Origin of the sequence: Burkholderia sp. IMCC1007 (assembly GCF_027257875.1) — a bacterium.
In the GTDB taxonomy this organism is placed as follows: domain Bacteria; phylum Pseudomonadota; class Gammaproteobacteria; order Burkholderiales; family Burkholderiaceae; genus Burkholderia.
The window spans coordinates 1-14,729 of sequence record NZ_JAPVQY010000020.1; the positions used below are offsets into that span (position 1 = coordinate 1).

Annotated in this window: 14 protein-coding genes and 1 pseudogene; 5 read left to right on the forward strand and 10 right to left on the reverse strand. The window is 68.1% G+C overall.

What is annotated here, in order from left to right; translation table 11 throughout:
- Both O1Q03_RS18545 and O1Q03_RS18550 read right to left on the reverse strand, forming a co-directional pair.
- Nucleotides 1-1,103, reverse strand: a 1,103-nt coding sequence (locus O1Q03_RS18545; protein ID WP_269505266.1) for a hypothetical protein, incomplete at its 3' end; no start/stop codon positions are given.
- Nucleotides 1,104-1,204: 101 nt separating this feature from the next.
- Complete coding sequence (locus tag O1Q03_RS18550) at nucleotides 1,205-1,375, reverse strand: rubredoxin (RefSeq protein WP_004186709.1); 171 nt, start codon at nucleotides 1,373-1,375, stop codon at nucleotides 1,205-1,207.
- Between the two features lie 254 nt (nucleotides 1,376-1,629).
- Between O1Q03_RS18550 and O1Q03_RS18555 the strand changes: the two genes are divergently transcribed.
- Complete coding sequence (locus tag O1Q03_RS18555; protein WP_269505267.1) at nucleotides 1,630-2,496, forward strand: hydroxymethylpyrimidine/phosphomethylpyrimidine kinase; 867 nt, start codon at nucleotides 1,630-1,632, stop codon at nucleotides 2,494-2,496.
- A gap of 195 nt (nucleotides 2,497-2,691) precedes the next feature.
- On the opposite strand, the gene groL is transcribed toward O1Q03_RS18555, so the two are convergent.
- Nucleotides 2,692-4,332, reverse strand: coding sequence for a chaperonin GroEL (groL, locus tag O1Q03_RS18560; RefSeq protein WP_269505268.1), 1,641 nt, complete (start codon nucleotides 4,330-4,332; stop codon nucleotides 2,692-2,694).
- 46 nt (nucleotides 4,333-4,378) lie between these two features.
- On the reverse strand, nucleotides 4,379-4,672 hold the full coding sequence (gene groES, locus O1Q03_RS18565; RefSeq protein ID WP_004186661.1) for a co-chaperone GroES: 294 nt from the start codon (nucleotides 4,670-4,672) through the stop codon (nucleotides 4,379-4,381).
- A gap of 513 nt (nucleotides 4,673-5,185) precedes the next feature.
- Here groES and O1Q03_RS18570 point away from each other — a divergent pair.
- Nucleotides 5,186-5,387, forward strand: a pseudogene (locus tag O1Q03_RS18570) (ATP-binding cassette domain-containing protein); the annotation flags it as partial.
- 72 nt (nucleotides 5,388-5,459) lie between these two features.
- On the opposite strand, the gene O1Q03_RS18575 reads toward O1Q03_RS18570, so the two are convergent.
- The 6 genes from O1Q03_RS18575 to O1Q03_RS18600 form a co-directional block, all read right to left on the reverse strand.
- Nucleotides 5,460-5,975: an SRPBCC family protein gene (locus tag O1Q03_RS18575; protein ID WP_269505270.1), complete on the reverse strand. Its 516-nt coding sequence runs from the start codon at nucleotides 5,973-5,975 to the stop codon at nucleotides 5,460-5,462.
- Between the two features lie 74 nt (nucleotides 5,976-6,049).
- On the reverse strand, nucleotides 6,050-6,682 hold the full coding sequence (locus O1Q03_RS18580) for a LolA family protein (RefSeq protein WP_269505271.1): 633 nt from the start codon (nucleotides 6,680-6,682) through the stop codon (nucleotides 6,050-6,052).
- A complete protein-coding gene (locus tag O1Q03_RS18585) occupies nucleotides 6,679-7,044 on the reverse strand; it encodes a hypothetical protein (protein ID WP_269505272.1) in 366 nt (121 codons plus the stop codon). Before O1Q03_RS18585 ends, O1Q03_RS18580 begins: the two co-directional genes overlap by 4 nt.
- 271 nt (nucleotides 7,045-7,315) lie before the next feature.
- On the reverse strand, nucleotides 7,316-9,151 hold the full coding sequence (locus O1Q03_RS18590; protein WP_269505273.1) for a beta strand repeat-containing protein: 1,836 nt from the start codon (nucleotides 9,149-9,151) through the stop codon (nucleotides 7,316-7,318).
- Between the two features lie 448 nt (nucleotides 9,152-9,599).
- On the reverse strand, nucleotides 9,600-10,844 hold the full coding sequence (locus tag O1Q03_RS18595) for an NAD(P)/FAD-dependent oxidoreductase (RefSeq protein ID WP_269505274.1): 1,245 nt from the start codon (nucleotides 10,842-10,844) through the stop codon (nucleotides 9,600-9,602).
- A 67-nt stretch (nucleotides 10,845-10,911) separates the two neighbouring features.
- Nucleotides 10,912-11,691, reverse strand: a complete 780-nt coding sequence (locus O1Q03_RS18600; RefSeq protein WP_269505275.1) for an ABC transporter substrate-binding protein — start codon at nucleotides 11,689-11,691, stop codon at nucleotides 10,912-10,914.
- Between the two features lie 340 nt (nucleotides 11,692-12,031).
- Here O1Q03_RS18600 and O1Q03_RS18605 point away from each other — a divergent pair, with 340 nt between their 5' ends.
- The 3 genes from O1Q03_RS18605 to O1Q03_RS18615 all read left to right on the forward strand — a co-directional run bounded on the left by O1Q03_RS18605 (nucleotide 12,032) and on the right by O1Q03_RS18615 (nucleotide 14,697).
- Entirely contained in the window at nucleotides 12,032-12,994 is a 963-nt protein-coding gene (locus tag O1Q03_RS18605; protein ID WP_269505276.1) for an ornithine cyclodeaminase family protein, read from the forward strand.
- The gene (locus O1Q03_RS18610; RefSeq protein WP_269505277.1) at nucleotides 12,991-13,785 is read left to right on the forward strand and encodes a helix-turn-helix transcriptional regulator; all 795 of its coding nucleotides are present in this window, start codon (nucleotides 12,991-12,993) and stop codon (nucleotides 13,783-13,785) included. Before O1Q03_RS18605 ends, O1Q03_RS18610 begins: the two co-directional genes overlap by 4 nt.
- A gap of 177 nt (nucleotides 13,786-13,962) precedes the next feature.
- Nucleotides 13,963-14,697 carry a DsbA family oxidoreductase gene (locus O1Q03_RS18615; RefSeq protein WP_269505278.1) on the forward strand — a complete coding sequence of 245 codons (735 nt, stop codon included), beginning with the start codon at nucleotides 13,963-13,965 and terminating at the stop codon, nucleotides 14,695-14,697.
- The last annotated feature ends 32 nt before the right edge of the window (nucleotides 14,698-14,729 follow it).

The following is a 14,729-nucleotide window of genomic DNA, read 5'->3' on the forward strand; positions in this document are numbered from 1 at the left end:
GCGTGGCCGAGGCCGAGCGCGCACGCGGCCGTGCCGACCCGATAGGCGGCGGCCGACGCGCGCCACGCGGCGCCCGCGTCGGCCCCGGCCGGCGCGGCGGTGAGATCGGCCATCGATGCGTCGGCCGTCTGCAGGAAATCCTCATAGGCATGCGCGTTGACGGTCACGACGCCGAGCGTGCGGGTCGGCGCCGCCGCAACCGCGTCATGCTCGGCGCGCGCGGCACCGGCTTCCCACAACGCCTCGGATACCGGCGTGCCGGCCACGTGCCAGTCCACCGTGAGCCCGTAGTCGTGCAGCACGTCGACGAGCGCGGCATCCTCGGCCGCCGCGCCGAATAACGCTAAATCGCGCCACAACAGCGCGACGGTCTCGCGCACGAACTCGGGCGGCGCACTGCGCCGGCCCTGCGCGTGCTCGCCGAGCAGCAGGTTGGTCCGTGCGAGAAAGCGTTTCAGCTCGGGCGCGCCGCTGGCGCGCAGTGCGCGCAGGCACGCGCCGGCCAGCCGCCAGAAGTCGTACGGCACAGCATCGGCCAGTGCGGCCAGGGTCGCATCGAGTTCGTCGAGCGCCGCGTCCGGCGTGCTCTGCGGCGCGCGCAGCACGGCGAGCAGCGCCTGTTCGTAGCGGGCGCGGGCGCGGCTCGCGAAGGTATCGGGCAACGCGCGCAGCGTGGCCGGCGGCACCGCGCGCCCGACGAGCGCGAGCGCGTCGAGCGGCACGCTGGCGTGCAGATCCACCGCGCTTTGCGCACGCAACGCACGGAAATGTTCGAAGAGTACCGGCGAGCAGGCCAGCTCGCGCAGATTGTGACGCGCGACGGCCGCGCGGAAATCGTCGAGCGCGACGCGCCAGGCGGCAGACGTCGGTTCGGTGGCGACCAGCGGCGCGGCGGCCGACAACTGACCCGCGAAACGGGCGGCCGGCAGCCAGCCGGCCTCCGCGAGCACCGCTGCTGCGGCCGCGAGCGGCGCTACCGCGTCGTCGCGACGCGCAAATGCGTCGGCGGCCGCCGCGAGTGACACGTCGGCCGCGCGCACCGCCCCGCCGCGAGGGTTGGGCAGTGCATCAGGAGGAGGGACGTTCGCCGGGTCGGCCGTCATGGACACGCGCGCCTGTCATCGTCAAGTCGCTCGCGCCGGCCGCGGCGCGCAAGCGCCGGGCAACCGCGAGGCCGCAGCGGTGTGCGTTGGGCCGGGGCCCGTCAGATCTGGACCATCTCGAAGTCTTCCTTGCGAGCGCCGCACTCCGGACACGTCCAGTTGATCGGGACGTCTTCCCAGCGCGTGCCGGGGGCGATGCCCTCTTCGGGGAGCCCCGCTTCTTCGTCGTAAATCCAGCCACAAATCAGGCACATCCAGCTCTTGTATTCCATCTTAAGCCGCGTCGGGAAAGTCGGTAAATTCGGGAGCCATGATGGTACCGTGTCGGGGCCGGACTGCCTAGCAATCGCGCTGGAGTACGGCGACTACGTTGCGCCGCGCTAAAAAATCCGTTGTGCGGGCGGGAATCCGCCGCATAATGGCTGCAAAGTGCGGCCTGCCGGGCAACACAGGCCCGAAATGGCCGATTTCGCGCCGCCGTCCGCACCTCCGTCGCTTCCCCGTTTTTTTCTTGCCCCATTTCTACATGTCCAGCAACGCCCCTCCGATCGTCCTCACCTTCGGCTTGTCCGATCCCACCGGCGGCTCCGGCCTCCAAGCCGATCTGATGACCCTGGCGAGCATGGGCTGCCACGGCGTGTCCGTCCTGACGGGCTATACCGTGCGCGACTCGGCTGCCTGCGAAGAAGTGACCGGCCTCGATCCCGATGTCGTCGCCGCCCAGGCGCGCATGCTGCTCGAAGACATGCCGGTCGCCGCGTTCAAGATCGGCGCGGCGACGCGCGCGGAAGTCGTGAGCGCGATCGCGGAAGTGGTCGCCGATTACGACGGCGTGCCGCTCGTGCTCGCGCCGGACTTCACGCTCGACGACGAGCACGTGCTCGCCGCCGACGACCTGCGCGAATCGATCGCCGACCTGCTCGCACCGCAGACGACGCTGCTGGTCGCCGACCACGCGACGCTGATCGCGCTCGCGCAGCCGGACGGCGACGCCGAAGCGCCGAACCTCGACGCGGCGGTGTCGCACCTGCTGTCGCAGGGTTGCGAGTACATCCTGTCGTCGGAAACGGGCTCGCACCGGCTCGTCAACACGCTGTACGGCGAGGAAGGTCAGCTGCGCGAAGACATGTGGGACCGCTCGCCGCACCGGCTGATGGGCATCACTGACACGCTGGGCGCGGCGATCGCCGCGCTGCTCGCGAACGGCCAGGAGCCGCCCGAAGCGGTGCGCGAAGCGCAGGAGTATCTGTATCAGGCCGTGCGCGACGGGTTCCGGCCCGGCATGGGCGCCTACCTGCCCGACCGGTTCTTCTGGGCGCGCAGCAACGACGATGCGGACACGCCGCCGGCCGTGAAGGCCGACCCGGTACCGAGGACGTCGCACCGGCACTGACGCGCGCACGGCGGCCGCATGCCGCCGCGCCGTCGAGCGCAGCACATTATCGCAGCGGGGCGGCACGGCCGCCCCTTCTTTCACGCGCGCAGCGCATCCCGCGCGACAAACAAAAAGACCCGCATCGCTGCGGGTCTTTTCTTTTGGCTGGAACGCGCATCGCTGCGCGCTCCGGACACCGTCGACCGAAGTCGATTACATGTCCATGCCCATGCCGCCCATGCCGCCCGGCATGCCGCCAGGCATCGGTGCGTCTTCCTTCGGCAGTTCTGCGACAGCTGCGTCCGTCGTCAGCAGCAGGCCAGCAACCGAAGCTGCGTTCTGCAGTGCGGTGCGCGTGACCTTGGTCGGGTCGACGACGCCGGCTTCAACCATGTCGACGTACTCGCCCGTTGCTGCGTTGTAGCCGTAGTTGCCCGTGCCTGCAGCAACCGCCGCCACCACGACGCTGGCTTCTTCGCCGCCGTTCGTGACGATCTGGCGCAGCGGCTCTTCCATCGCGCGCAGCACGATCTTGATGCCGGCGTTCTGGTCGGCGTTCGCGCCGGTCAGGCCTGCGATCGCGGTGCGAGCGCGGATCAGCGCAACGCCGCCACCTGCCACGATGCCTTCTTCCACAGCTGCGCGCGTTGCGTGCAGTGCGTCTTCGACACGTGCCTTCTTTTCCTTCATTTCGACTTCGGTCGCAGCACCGACCTTGATCACTGCCACGCCGCCGGCCAGCTTGGCCACGCGCTCTTGCAGCTTTTCACGGTCGTAGTCCGACGTCGCTTCTTCGATTTGCGTGCGAACTTGCTTGACGCGCGCTTCGATGTTCGCGGCTTCGCCTGCGCCGTCGATGATCGTCGTGTTTTCCTTGCCCACTTCGATGCGCTTCGCCTGGCCCAGTTCTGCCAGCGTTGCCTTCTCGAGCGTCAGGCCGGTTTCTTCCGCGACGACTTGACCGCCGGTCAGGATCGCGATGTCTTCCAGCATGGCCTTGCGGCGATCGCCGAAGCCCGGCGCCTTGACCGCGACGGTCTTCAGGATGCCGCGGATGTTGTTGACGACCAGCGTTGCGAGCGCTTCGCCTTCGACGTCTTCTGCGATGATCAGCAGCGGACGGCCAGCCTTCGCGACTTGCTCGAGCACCGGCAGCAGGTCACGGATGTTCGACACCTTCTTGTCGTGCAGCAGCACGAACGGGTTGTCGAGGACGGCAACTTGCTTGTCCGGGTTGTTGATGAAGTACGGCGACAGGTAGCCGCGGTCGAACTGCATGCCTTCGACGACGTCGAGCTCGTCGGCCAGCGACTTGCCGTCTTCGACGGTGATCACGCCTTCCTTGCCGACCTTGTCCATCGCTTCAGCGATGCGATCGCCGATCGACGAATCGCTGTTCGCCGAGATCGAGCCGACCTGTGCGATTTCCTTGTTGGTCGTGCACGGCTTGCTGATCTTCTTCAGCTCTTCGACAGCCGCTGCGACTGCCTTGTCGATGCCGCGCTTCAGGTCCATCGGGTTCATGCCCGATGCGACGTACTTCATGCCTTCGCGAACGATCGATTGCGCGAGGACGGTTGCCGTCGTCGTGCCGTCGCCTGCGTTGTCGCTGGTCTTGGAAGCAACTTCCTTGACCATTTGCGCGCCCATGTTCTGGAGCTTGTCCTTCAGCTCGATTTCCTTCGCGACCGACACACCGTCCTTGGTGACCGTCGGGCCGCCGAAGCTGCGCTCGAGCACGACGTTGCGGCCCTTCGGACCCAGCGTGACCTTGACTGCGTTGGCGAGAATGTTCACGCCTTCGACCATCTTCGAACGGGCGGAATCGCCGAATACGACGTCTTTAGCTGCCATCTTCTAACTCCTTGAATTCTTGGGAATATGTACCGTCGGAGGACGCTTACTTGGCGTTGACCACGGCCATGATGTCTTCTTCGCGCATGACCAGCAGTTCCTGGCCGTCGACCTTCACGGTCTGGCCTGCGTACTTGCCGAACAGGACGCGATCGCCGACCTTCACGTCGAGCGCGATCGGGGCGCCCTTGTCGTCGCGCTTGCCCGGGCCGATGGCCAGGACTTCGCCCTGGTCCGGCTTTTCAGCAGCGGCGTCGGGGATCACGATGCCCGAGGCGGTCTTGGTTTCCTGATCCAGGCGCTTGACGATCACGCGATCGTGCAAAGGACGAAGGTTCATATTCACTCCTCTCTTGACTGAGATTGAAGAACGCTTAGGGAATCTGCCCGGCTTATCGCCCGGCAGAGAATTGTTAGCACTCTCGTGCAGCGAGTGCTAATTATATGGACGGGTTTTGACAAATTCAAGAAGGGATGTCGGAGGAATTTTCGGGGTGACGAAGCAGGCGGGAAAACACGCGAATCGAACAAAAATGCCTTTTAAAACAATATGATGAGTAGCCGGCACCGGCATGATCCACGCGCGCGGCGCACCCGAAAAATCGTTCGGCCCCGTTTTGACACCGGGTAAGCACGGAGTTCCTGCGCTCGGCGACATCGCATCAAAAAACCTGCACGGACGTCGATGTCGTCCACCGTAACGCCCACGCTCGAGCACGCCGCCCGCCCTTCGCAACTCCTCGCGGGTACATCGACCCGCACCGAACCATTCAATTTCATTACATGAATATTTACGGTTCAGCACGCTGCCGAACACGCGCGAAGCCCCATCCGTAAGCCCTCCCATTACCTTATGAGCGAACTACGCATCGACGGCGTGTCCAAATCGTTCGGATCGCATACCGTCGTGCACGACATCGACCGCACGGTACGGCGCGGCTCGCGGTTCGCGGCTCGCGCTGCTCGGCCCGTCCGGCAGCGGCAAGACGACGCTGCTGCGCGTGCTGTGCGGCTTCCAGCACGCCGAGCGCAGCACGGTCGAGACCGACGGCCGGCCATCGGCGAGCGCGTCGCGCTCGTCGTCGACGGTGCGGTGAGGGCGTACGCGGCTGACCGGCGCGCCGGGCTCACACGTCGGCGCAGTCCGCGCCCACGGCCGGCCGGAAGATGCGACCGTCGGTTTCGACTTCGGCGCCGAGCCGGCGCGCGAGGCCTTTCGCGCCTTCACGCATGACGACGTCGTGATTCCATATGAACAGCGGGCGTGCAACCGGCTCCAGCCAGTTCATCCAGCGCTCGCGGGTACGGATGTGCCAGTCGTAGCGCACGACGGTGCGCGTGCCGTCGGCGACGAACGACCAGCATCCGTCGCCTTCGATCGCGCCGCTCGCGCGGCCTTCGAGCACATGCGGCGGCTCGATGCGCAGCACGCGCATGTCGAAGGTCAGCCGGTACGGCAACGCCCCCTTCCACGTATAGCGCTGCAGCGCGCCGACGCCGCGTGCGTCGCCGTGCTCGATCTCGACGGTACGCACGGCGCTCTTCCACCATTCGGGCCAGCGGTCGACCTGGAAGATCGCTTCCCAGACGACCGCCAGCGGCGCATCCACTCGCCACGTGGTCGAAAACCGGTATTCCGCCATGCAGCCTCCGGCGTGTCGTGCGCGCATGGAGCGCGATCAGCGCATCAGCGCAGCAGCACATCAGCGCGCAAAACTCAGGGCGCGAAAAAGCTTGCGGGAAACGCGACGTCGATCTCGACGTCGTCGAGCGTCACGGTTTCGAGCGGCTCGCCGTCGCCATCCGCGAAACTGACGATCTTCAGCGGGAAGCCGTCCTCCGTGTCGAGCCACAGCTCGTAGCGATGCACGCCGTGGATCGCATGCGCGGGTGCGCCCGTCACCGATACGCGCAGCGCGGTGCGGCCGCCGACGGTTTCCTCGCCCTGGGTCACCGTCGCACCGCCCTGCTGCAGCGCATGGACGTTGCGCAGCAGCGCACCGACGTCCGAGTGGTCGACACGGTGGCCGCTGCGATCGCGCACGAGCGGATTGGACGGCGACAGCGTCAGCGCAGGCAGTGCGTGCGCGCCGAACGGACGTAGCCGGACCTTCCCTTCGCCGGGATCGTAGGCGAGCACCGCGCCGTGATGGGGCGACACGAAATCCATCCGGACGAAGCCGGGTTTCAGGTACGCGTAGTGAATCTCGGTGTGCTCGCCGCTTCGTCCCGACGCGCGAATCGTCGCGCGGTACGACTGGACGTGGTCGAAGTGCGCCTGCGCGACGGTCACGGGGTCGGCTGTCATGCTCGCTCCTATCAGGCTCGCGGCCAGCAATGCAGCGATCATGACGCCGCCTCGACGTCGAACGCGCATTCGGTGCCGCGCTCGCGATGGCCGCCGAAGCACGGCGGCCACTGCGTGAAACGGTAGGTGAAGCTGCCGCGCGCCGCCGCGGTGACGCGGAAGGCGCGCGGTGTCGCGTCCGTGGCGGCGTGCGGCGCAATGCCGGCACCGGGCGGCGCGCCGGCCGGTTTGCGTCCGACCGATACGGATGCCGGTGCAACGAAATTCTCGTGCGCAATCCGGATGCCTGCTGCGCGGCTGCGCAACCCGCCGCACGACGCCCGATCCTCGTCGGCCGGTTGCCGTTCGACGCTGCGCAGCGGCTCCGCTACCCGTTGCGCGCTCACGCACTGCATCGTCATCATTCCCGCTCTCCTGGGCGTGGCCTGACAACGCGGCACCGCCGGATCGAACGCTCGACTTCGTCGCGTCCATTATCCCGCTGCGCACGGAATCCGCGAGACAGGACATTCCACGACATCGCACGACGGCCGGCGCCGAGCGCGCACCGGCCGGTCATCCGGCACAAGACAATCGGAGATCCAAAGAAAACGCGGCATGACAGTGCTGTCATGCCGCGTTGCGTGGCCCGGTTCGCGCGGCGGACGATGCATCGCCGCCGCACGCTCGGGGAAGTTACTTCGGCAGTGCGCCCGTCACCGACTGAAGCAGCGGCGACACCGGTGCGAGCGGGCTGTTCGCCGAGCCGCTGCCCGAGTGCGATGCGCCCGACAGGCCCGGCACGGAACCGAGCGCCGTGCCCAGCGTCGTGCCGACCGCGTTGACGATCGCCGTCGTCGCATTGCTGCCCGTCGACAGCAACGTGCCGGCCGCCTGCCCGAGCGCGGCCGGACCGTTCGCGAGCGCACCCGTCACCGAACCGAGCGCACCGGTCAGCGCGCCGGCCGGGTTGCCGCCGCCGGCGCCCGAGAGCGTACCGACGACCTGGTTCACGACGCCTTGCACCGGCGCCAGCGCGTTCGAGCCGCCGAGATTGCCAAGATTGCCGAGCGCGCCCGTCACCGAGTTGACCGCGTTGCTCAGCGCGCCCGCGGGATTGCTGCCGCCAAGCGTGCCGACCACCTGATTCACGACGCCCTGCACCGGCGCGAGCGGGTTCGAGCCGCCGAGGTTGCCGAGCGCGCCGCGCACCGAGCCGAGCGCACCGGTGAGCGCGTCCGCCGCGTTGCCGCCCGTCGGCAGCGCGTTCTGCAAGCCGCTGACGAGGTTCGTGATCGGCGTGATCGGGCTGCCGCTGCCGGCGCCGGCGCCGGACAGCGCGCCGACGACCTGGTTCACGACGCCCTGTACCGGCGCGAGCGGATCCGATCTGCCGAGGTTGCCGAGCGTGCCCGTCAGCGCGTTCGCCGCGTCCGTCAGTGCGCCTGCCGGGTTGTCGTTGCCCAGCGTTCCGGCGAGTTGCGTGACGGCGCCTTGCACCGGCGCGAGGGGGTTCGATGCGCCGCCGGCGTTGCCGAGCGTCCCGCCGATCGTATTGACCGCGTTGCTGAGCGTGCCGGCCGGGTTGCCGCTGCCCAGCGTGCCCGTCACCTGGTCGACGACGCTCTGGAGCGGCGCGATCGGGGTAACGCTGCCGGCGGCGCCCAACGCACCGGTGACCGTGCCCAGGACGCCGGTCAGTGCATTTTTCGGGTTGCTGCCGATGAGATTGCCCAATGCGACGGTGAGCCCGCTTGCCGGGTTGCCGTCGCCGAGCGGGCCGGTGACCTGATTCACCACACCTTGAAGCCGCGCCAGCGGATTCGGCGCGCCGCCGGTATTACCGAGCGCGCCGGTTTCCGTGCCGAGGGCGTTGCTCAGCGCGCCGCTCAATGCACCAGCCGGGTTGCCACCGCCGACCGCACCGGTTACCTGATTCGCCGCGTCTTGAAGCGGCGCCAACGGATTCGCCCCGCCGCCGGCGTTGCCGAGTGCACCCGCTGCCGTGCCAAGCGCATTAGTCAATGCGCCAGCCGGGTTGCCACCGCCGAGCGCACCGCTCACCTGATTCGCCGCGCCTTGAAGCGGCGCCGGCGGATTCGCCCCGCCGCCCGCGTTGCCGAGTGGACCCGCTGCCGTGCCAAGCGCATTACTCACTGCACCAGCGGGGTTGCCACCGCGGACCGCACCGGTTACCTGATTCGCCGCGCCCTGAAGCGGCGCCAGCGCGCCGCCGCCACCGCCGCCGAGCGCGCCCGCAAGCCCGCTCACCGCACCCGACAGCGCCTGACCGGGATTGCCGCCCGACGTCGGCGCCGGGCCCGATGCGCCCGTCACCACGGCAACCGAACCGACCGGCGACGTGGCCGCCGCGCCCAGCCCGACGGATACGTTGGTCGTCGGCGGATTGACGACTACTTGCGGAATCGGCAGCGCAGCGAGCGCCCCGGCCATGGCCGACCCGGAAGCGAGCGCCCCGAACGCCGCCGCGACCGACAACGCCATCCCCGTCAATTTGAGTTTTTGCCGCATCGTTACCCCGTCTCGGTTGGCACTTCGTTGACAAAGCATGGGGACGGACTGCATGAAGCGTGCCACCGAGACAAAGCGGGTTCATTCGTTGGCTCATTGCTAGCCAATTACGGTTTTTTCAGGAATTTCCGGGGAAACGGGCGCATCGGGGCGCCCGAATCGTCCGACGAAAAAGCGTGCGGAGCGCCGATGTAACGTAACGTTGGAGAGGCTGCGGTAACGTGTTCCGGTACATGCCGGATTGCCGTGACGGACTTCCCGGTCCGCTTTTCATCGCAATGAAACTGCATTGATGAATCGCGATTTCTAAGTCCTTTTATTCCGCGATTTCTTTCCGCCCGATTACGCGGAGCATTGGTGCTCGCGCGTCAATCTAATCGACGATCGGTCGGGACGACTCAACGAACAACCGCGGCAGCCGCACGCGCGGCTGCCACGTTCCGTTCGCTCAACCGAAGCGCGCGGGACGATACGGATGCGGATCGATATAGGTCGGCGCGCCCGTCATCATTTCCGCGAGCAATCGCCCGGTTGCAGGGCCGAGCGTGAGCCCGTGATGACAATGGCCGAACGCGAACCACAGATGACGATGGCGCGGCGCAGGCCCGATCACCGGCCGCATGTCGGGCGTGCACGGCCGCATCCCGAGCCACGGCGCCGGGTCGAGCCGCTCGCCGATGCCGAATGCGTCGCGCGCAAGCGGCTCCGCGCGCGCAAGCTGCACGCCGGTCGGCGGCGCGCCGCGCACCGCGATCTCGACGCCGGTCGTGAGCCGCAGGCGGCCGCCTTCCATCGGCGCGACGACGAAGCCCTCCTCGGTATCGCACACCGGCACGTTCAGCGGCGTGCGCGTCGGCCGGTAGTGCATGTGATAGCCGCGCTTCGCGCGCAGCGGAATCCGGTACCCGAGCGGCGCGAACACGTGATCGGACCACGGCCCGAGCGCGACCACGACCGATTTCGCCGAAACCGGGCCGTGCGCGGTATCGACCTGCCAGCCATCGCGCACCTGCGCAAGCGTCGTCGCGTCGCCGGGCAGGAACGTGCCGCCGTCGCACTCGAACAGCCGCGCATACGCTTTGGTCAGCCCACCGGGACTCGACACGGTCTTCGGATCCTGCCAGTGGAACGCGCCGCAGAATGCGTCGCCGATACCGGGTTCGCGATCGCGCAGCGCACGCGCGTCGAGCACGCTCATCCGCAACCCGTGCGCATCGGCCACGCGCTGCTGCGCACGCGCTTCCGCGTCGAACAGCGCGGGCGAACGGAATGCCTCGATCCACCCGCCGTCGTGCACGAGCGGCTGCGCGTCGGTGCGCGCGAGCAACGCATCGTGCTCGACGACGCTCGCCGCGACCAGCGGCAGCATGTCGCGCGCGGCGGCCGCGAGCCGCTGCGGCGACGATTCGCGCCAGAAGCGCGCGAGCCACCCCGCATACGCGGGCAGTGCTTTGTAGTCCCAATAGAGGTCGACCGAGCGGTTGCGCGCGTAGCGCAGCAGCGTACCGAGCCGGCGCGGGAACGCGTACGGCACGACCGACGAGCGCTCGATCAGCCCCGCATTGCCGTGGCTCGTTTCCTCGCCGGGCGCGCGCCGGTCGACGAGCGCGACGCGCAGCCCGCGATCCTGCAGATGCAGCGCCGACGACACGCCGACGATGCCGGCCCCCAGAACGATGACGTCGAAATCCATGCTTTTCCGTACTGCGTCGAGATTCGGTGCGACGCGCACCGGCCACGCTGCCGGCGCGCGGGTAGGCTTATTTCGCGACGATGTCGCGCTTGAAGTACTTCTGCGACAGCGCGCTGAGCGTGCCGTCCTTCTTCAGCGCATCGAGCGCGCCGACGATCTTCGCCTGCAGCGCCCGGTCGCCCTTGCGCAGCCCGAAGCCGGTGCCTTCGCCGAGCGTCGCGGGATCCTTCAGCGGCTCGCCGACGATCTGGTAATCGCGCCCGGCCGGCTTGTCGAGGAAGCCGTCCTGCGCGGTCTGCGCCTCCTGCACGGCCGCATCGAGACGGCCGGCCACGAGATCCGCATAGATCTGGTCCTGATCCTGATAGGACACGACGTTCACGCCCGCATTCGCCCAGTGCGCCTTCAGGAAATCCTCCTGCGACGACCCCTGCAGCACGCCGACGTGCTTGCCGCGCAGGCTCGCCGCATCCGGGCGCAGCGGCGAGCCGCGGCGCGCGACCATCACGATCGGCACCACGTAGATCGCCGGCGTGAAGTCGATGCTCTGCTTGCGCTTCGCGGTGATGTTCATCGCCGAATTGATCGCGTCGAACTTGCGTGCCTGTAACGCCGGGATCAGCCCGTCGAACGCGTTCTCGACCCACACGCACTTCATGTTCAGCTTCGCGCACACGGCGTTGCCGACATCGACGTCGAAACCCTGCAGCTGGCCGGCCGGCGTCTTGCTCTCGAACGGCGGATAGGCGGCTTCGATCCCGAAGCGCAGCGTGGTCTGTTCCGCGTGGGCCGTGACGGCCGCGCACGCAAGCGCCGCGACGGCGCAAAGAGAAAGCTTCCAGTTCATGACGGAGGTCCTTCGGTTCTGGATTGAGGCGATGAAGACCGGTCGCATGGCGCCGTGCGGCGCACGCTGGTCTGCAGATGAAATATAGACTGAAAGTCTACTATAGACTATAGGGGATACGATAATCCCGCCCCGGGTGTTGTATGTCGAAACCGCACAGCTCACACGGAAAACCTTTGATTCCTCGATGTTTTTCTCAAAAATGCCGACGTCATCCGGTCCGAAAAATAAAAGTTCACCCGACTTCTTTTGTCTATATTAGACTTTTAATCCATCACGAACACCGCCGGACGTCCTCTTTCGAGACTCTGTTGTCCGGCTCCCGACCCGGAGAAGCTCCATGACGCAACCCGCCCCGACCCTGCCGCTGACCGTCGACGAAGCCGCGGTGCGCGCAGCGCTGCCGTCGCTCGACGTGCTCGGCACGCTGCGCCGCATGTTCGCGTCGCTCGCGTCGGCCCGTGCGGTGCAGCCGCCGCAAACCCTCACGCTGTTCCCCGAACAGGCCGGCGACTTCATCACCTACCTCGGCGCGCTTGCCGACGAACAGGTGTTCGGCGCGAAGCTGTCGCCGTACGTCGTGACCGGCGGCAAACCGATCGTGACCGCATGGACCGCGCTGATGTCGATGCGTACCGGCCAGCCGCTGATGTGGTGCGACGCAGGGCTGCTGACCATCGAGCGCACGGCCGGCACGACCGCGCTCGCGGTCGACTGCCTCGCGCCGCGCGATGCGCGCCGGCTCGCCGTGATCGGCACGGGCGCGGTCGGCCTCGCGCATCTGCGCCACACCGCGGGATTGCGCGACTGGACGTCGATCAGCGTCCATTCGCCAGCGCTCGCCGGCGACGCCGCGCTGCAGGCGACGCTCGCGCGGATCGATCCGCGCGCGCGGCCGGCCGCGAGCGTCGAAGCGTGCGTGCGCGACGCGGACGTCGTCATGCTCTGCACGTCGTCGGGCACGCCGGTGCTCGCCGACGGCATGGTCACGCGTCCGGCGCTCGTCACGTCGATCAGCACGAACGTCGCGCGCGCACACGAAATCCCGCCCGCATGGCTGCCCGACATGGACGTGTACTGCGACTACCGGCTGACGACGCCCGCCAGCGCGGGCGAGATGCAGATCGCGGTGGCCGAGCACGGCTGGTCGCCCGAGCGGATCGTCGGCGACCTGCCCGCGCTCGTCACCGGAGGTTGCGCGGCGCCGTCGCGCACGCGTCACGCGTTCTTCCGCTCGATCGGCCTCGGACTCGAGGACATCGCGATCGCGCACGCGCTGTACACGCATCTGACGCGCGCATGAGCGTCACGCGCACGCGGGGCCGATACAATGGCGCAACCGCCGCGGCGGCGGCGCGTGCGCGCACGGACATGCCGGCCAACGGCACGCCGGCGCGCCGCGCCGACGCACCGCCCGGCCCCCGCTTACCCGAGATGGCGATTCCGATGCGCAAGAAGCAATCCCCCGTCAAAGACCTGCTGCTCACCCGCTACGCACCGATCGCCGACGGCATCGCGGCGCTGTTCTTCCCGTACGCGGAAGTCGTGATCCACGACCTGCACGACCAGACCGTGCTGTATCTCGCGAACAACCTGTCGAAGCGCGAGGTCGGCGACGACTCGGCGCTCGAGGAAATCGATCATTCGGCGCGCGAGCGCGTGATCGGCCCGTACGAGAAGCTGAACTGGGACGGCCGGCGCATGCGCTGCGTGAGCAACGTGCTGTTCGACGACGAAGGCCACCCGGCCGGGATGATGTGCATCAACTTCAACATCGCGGTGTTCGACGACGTCCGCACGACGCTCGACGTGTTCATCAAGGGCGCGGGCGTCGTCGCGCAGCCCGACGAGCTGTTCCGCGACGACTGGCAGGAGCGCATCAACACGTTCCTGCACGGCTGGCTGCGCGAGCGTCAGGTCGGGCTGAACGGGCTCACGCGCGAGCACCGGCGCGAGCTCGTCGAGGCGCTGCACGCGGAAGGCGCGTTCCGCGGCAAGAGCGCCGCGAACTATGTCGCGAACGTGCTCGGGATGGGGCGCGCGACCGTCTACAAGCACCTGAAGCATCTGAAGGAAACACAGGACGACGCGTAAGCCGGCAAGCCGCGCATCGCACCGGCGCGTGCCGGAGACCGCTTGCTCGCGCGTTCGCGCGGGTTGTGCCGGGCAATGCGGCGGCCGCGCCGCCCTGCGTGGCCGAACCGCCCCGCAGCATCGAAGCCGGGAAATGATATAGTCTCGGTTACATTTTTTCTGCTGCCCGGAGTTCCGATGCCGACCACCGCCGCCCCGACCGCCCGCCCGACGCTGACCGTCGAAATCTGGTCGGACCTGATCTGCCCGTGGTGCTGGATCGGCAAGCGCCGCTTCGACGACGCGCTCGCCGCGTTCGCGCACGCCGCGCACGTCGAGGTCGTGCTGCGCGCGTACCGGCTGATGCCGGGCCATCCGGTCGAACCGGTCGAGGCGATGCTCGCGGGCAAGTACCGGATGGCGTCCGCGCAGGTCGACCAGATGCTGCGCCAGGTGACCGACGCGGCCGCGAGCGTCGGGCTGGACTACGACCTGCCCGGCACGCTCGCCGGCGACACGCTCGACGCTCACCGGCTCGTGAAGCTCGCGGAAGCGACGGGCCGTGCGCACGCGCTGACCGAGCGGCTCTATCGCGCGTATTTCTGCGAACACGGTTCGCTGTTCGATCACGCGGCACTGCTCGATTTCGCGGTCGAAGCCGGGCTGGAGCGCTCCTCTGCCGAAACAGTGCTGGGTAGCGACGCGTACCGCGACGAAGTCGAGGCCGATATCGCGCGCGCCGAGCAGATCGGCGGCCGCGGCGTGCCGCTGTTCGTGTTCGGCGGCCGCTACGCGGTGTCGGGCGCGCAACCGGCCGACGTGTTCGCGCAGGCGCTCGACCAGGCATGGCGCGACGGCGGCATCGTCGAGCTCGCCGGAAACGACGCGGGCGCCTGCGGCCCGGACGGCTGCGAACTGCCGCCGCGCGGATAACATCCCGCGTCCTGCGCCTGCCGCCCCGCGCG

Excerpts from the sequence above, each read along its gene's own strand:
- O1Q03_RS18575 (WP_269505270.1), bottom strand. The coding sequence starts at position 5,975 with ATGGCGGAATACCGGTTTTCGACCACGTGGCGAGTGGATGCGCCGCTG.
- O1Q03_RS18610 (WP_269505277.1), top strand. The coding sequence starts at position 12,991 with ATGAGCGTCACGCGCACGCGGGGCCGATACAATGGCGCAACCGCCGCG.
- O1Q03_RS18550 (WP_004186709.1), bottom strand. The coding sequence starts at position 1,375 with ATGGAATACAAGAGCTGGATGTGCCTGATTTGTGGCTGGATTTACGAC.
- O1Q03_RS18590 (WP_269505273.1), bottom strand. The coding sequence starts at position 9,151 with ATGCGGCAAAAACTCAAATTGACGGGGATGGCGTTGTCGGTCGCGGCG.
- groES (WP_004186661.1), bottom strand. The coding sequence starts at position 4,672 with ATGAACCTTCGTCCTTTGCACGATCGCGTGATCGTCAAGCGCCTGGAT.
- O1Q03_RS18585 (WP_269505272.1), bottom strand. The coding sequence starts at position 7,044 with ATGATGACGATGCAGTGCGTGAGCGCGCAACGGGTAGCGGAGCCGCTG.
- O1Q03_RS18580 (WP_269505271.1), bottom strand. The coding sequence starts at position 6,682 with ATGATCGCTGCATTGCTGGCCGCGAGCCTGATAGGAGCGAGCATGACA.
- O1Q03_RS18605 (WP_269505276.1), top strand. The coding sequence starts at position 12,032 with ATGACGCAACCCGCCCCGACCCTGCCGCTGACCGTCGACGAAGCCGCG.
- groL (WP_269505268.1), bottom strand. The coding sequence starts at position 4,332 with ATGGCAGCTAAAGACGTCGTATTCGGCGATTCCGCCCGTTCGAAGATG.
- O1Q03_RS18595 (WP_269505274.1), bottom strand. The coding sequence starts at position 10,844 with ATGGATTTCGACGTCATCGTTCTGGGGGCCGGCATCGTCGGCGTGTCG.
- O1Q03_RS18555 (WP_269505267.1), top strand. The coding sequence starts at position 1,630 with ATGTCCAGCAACGCCCCTCCGATCGTCCTCACCTTCGGCTTGTCCGAT.
- O1Q03_RS18600 (WP_269505275.1), bottom strand. The coding sequence starts at position 11,691 with ATGAACTGGAAGCTTTCTCTTTGCGCCGTCGCGGCGCTTGCGTGCGCG.
- O1Q03_RS18615 (WP_269505278.1), top strand. The coding sequence starts at position 13,963 with ATGCCGACCACCGCCGCCCCGACCGCCCGCCCGACGCTGACCGTCGAA.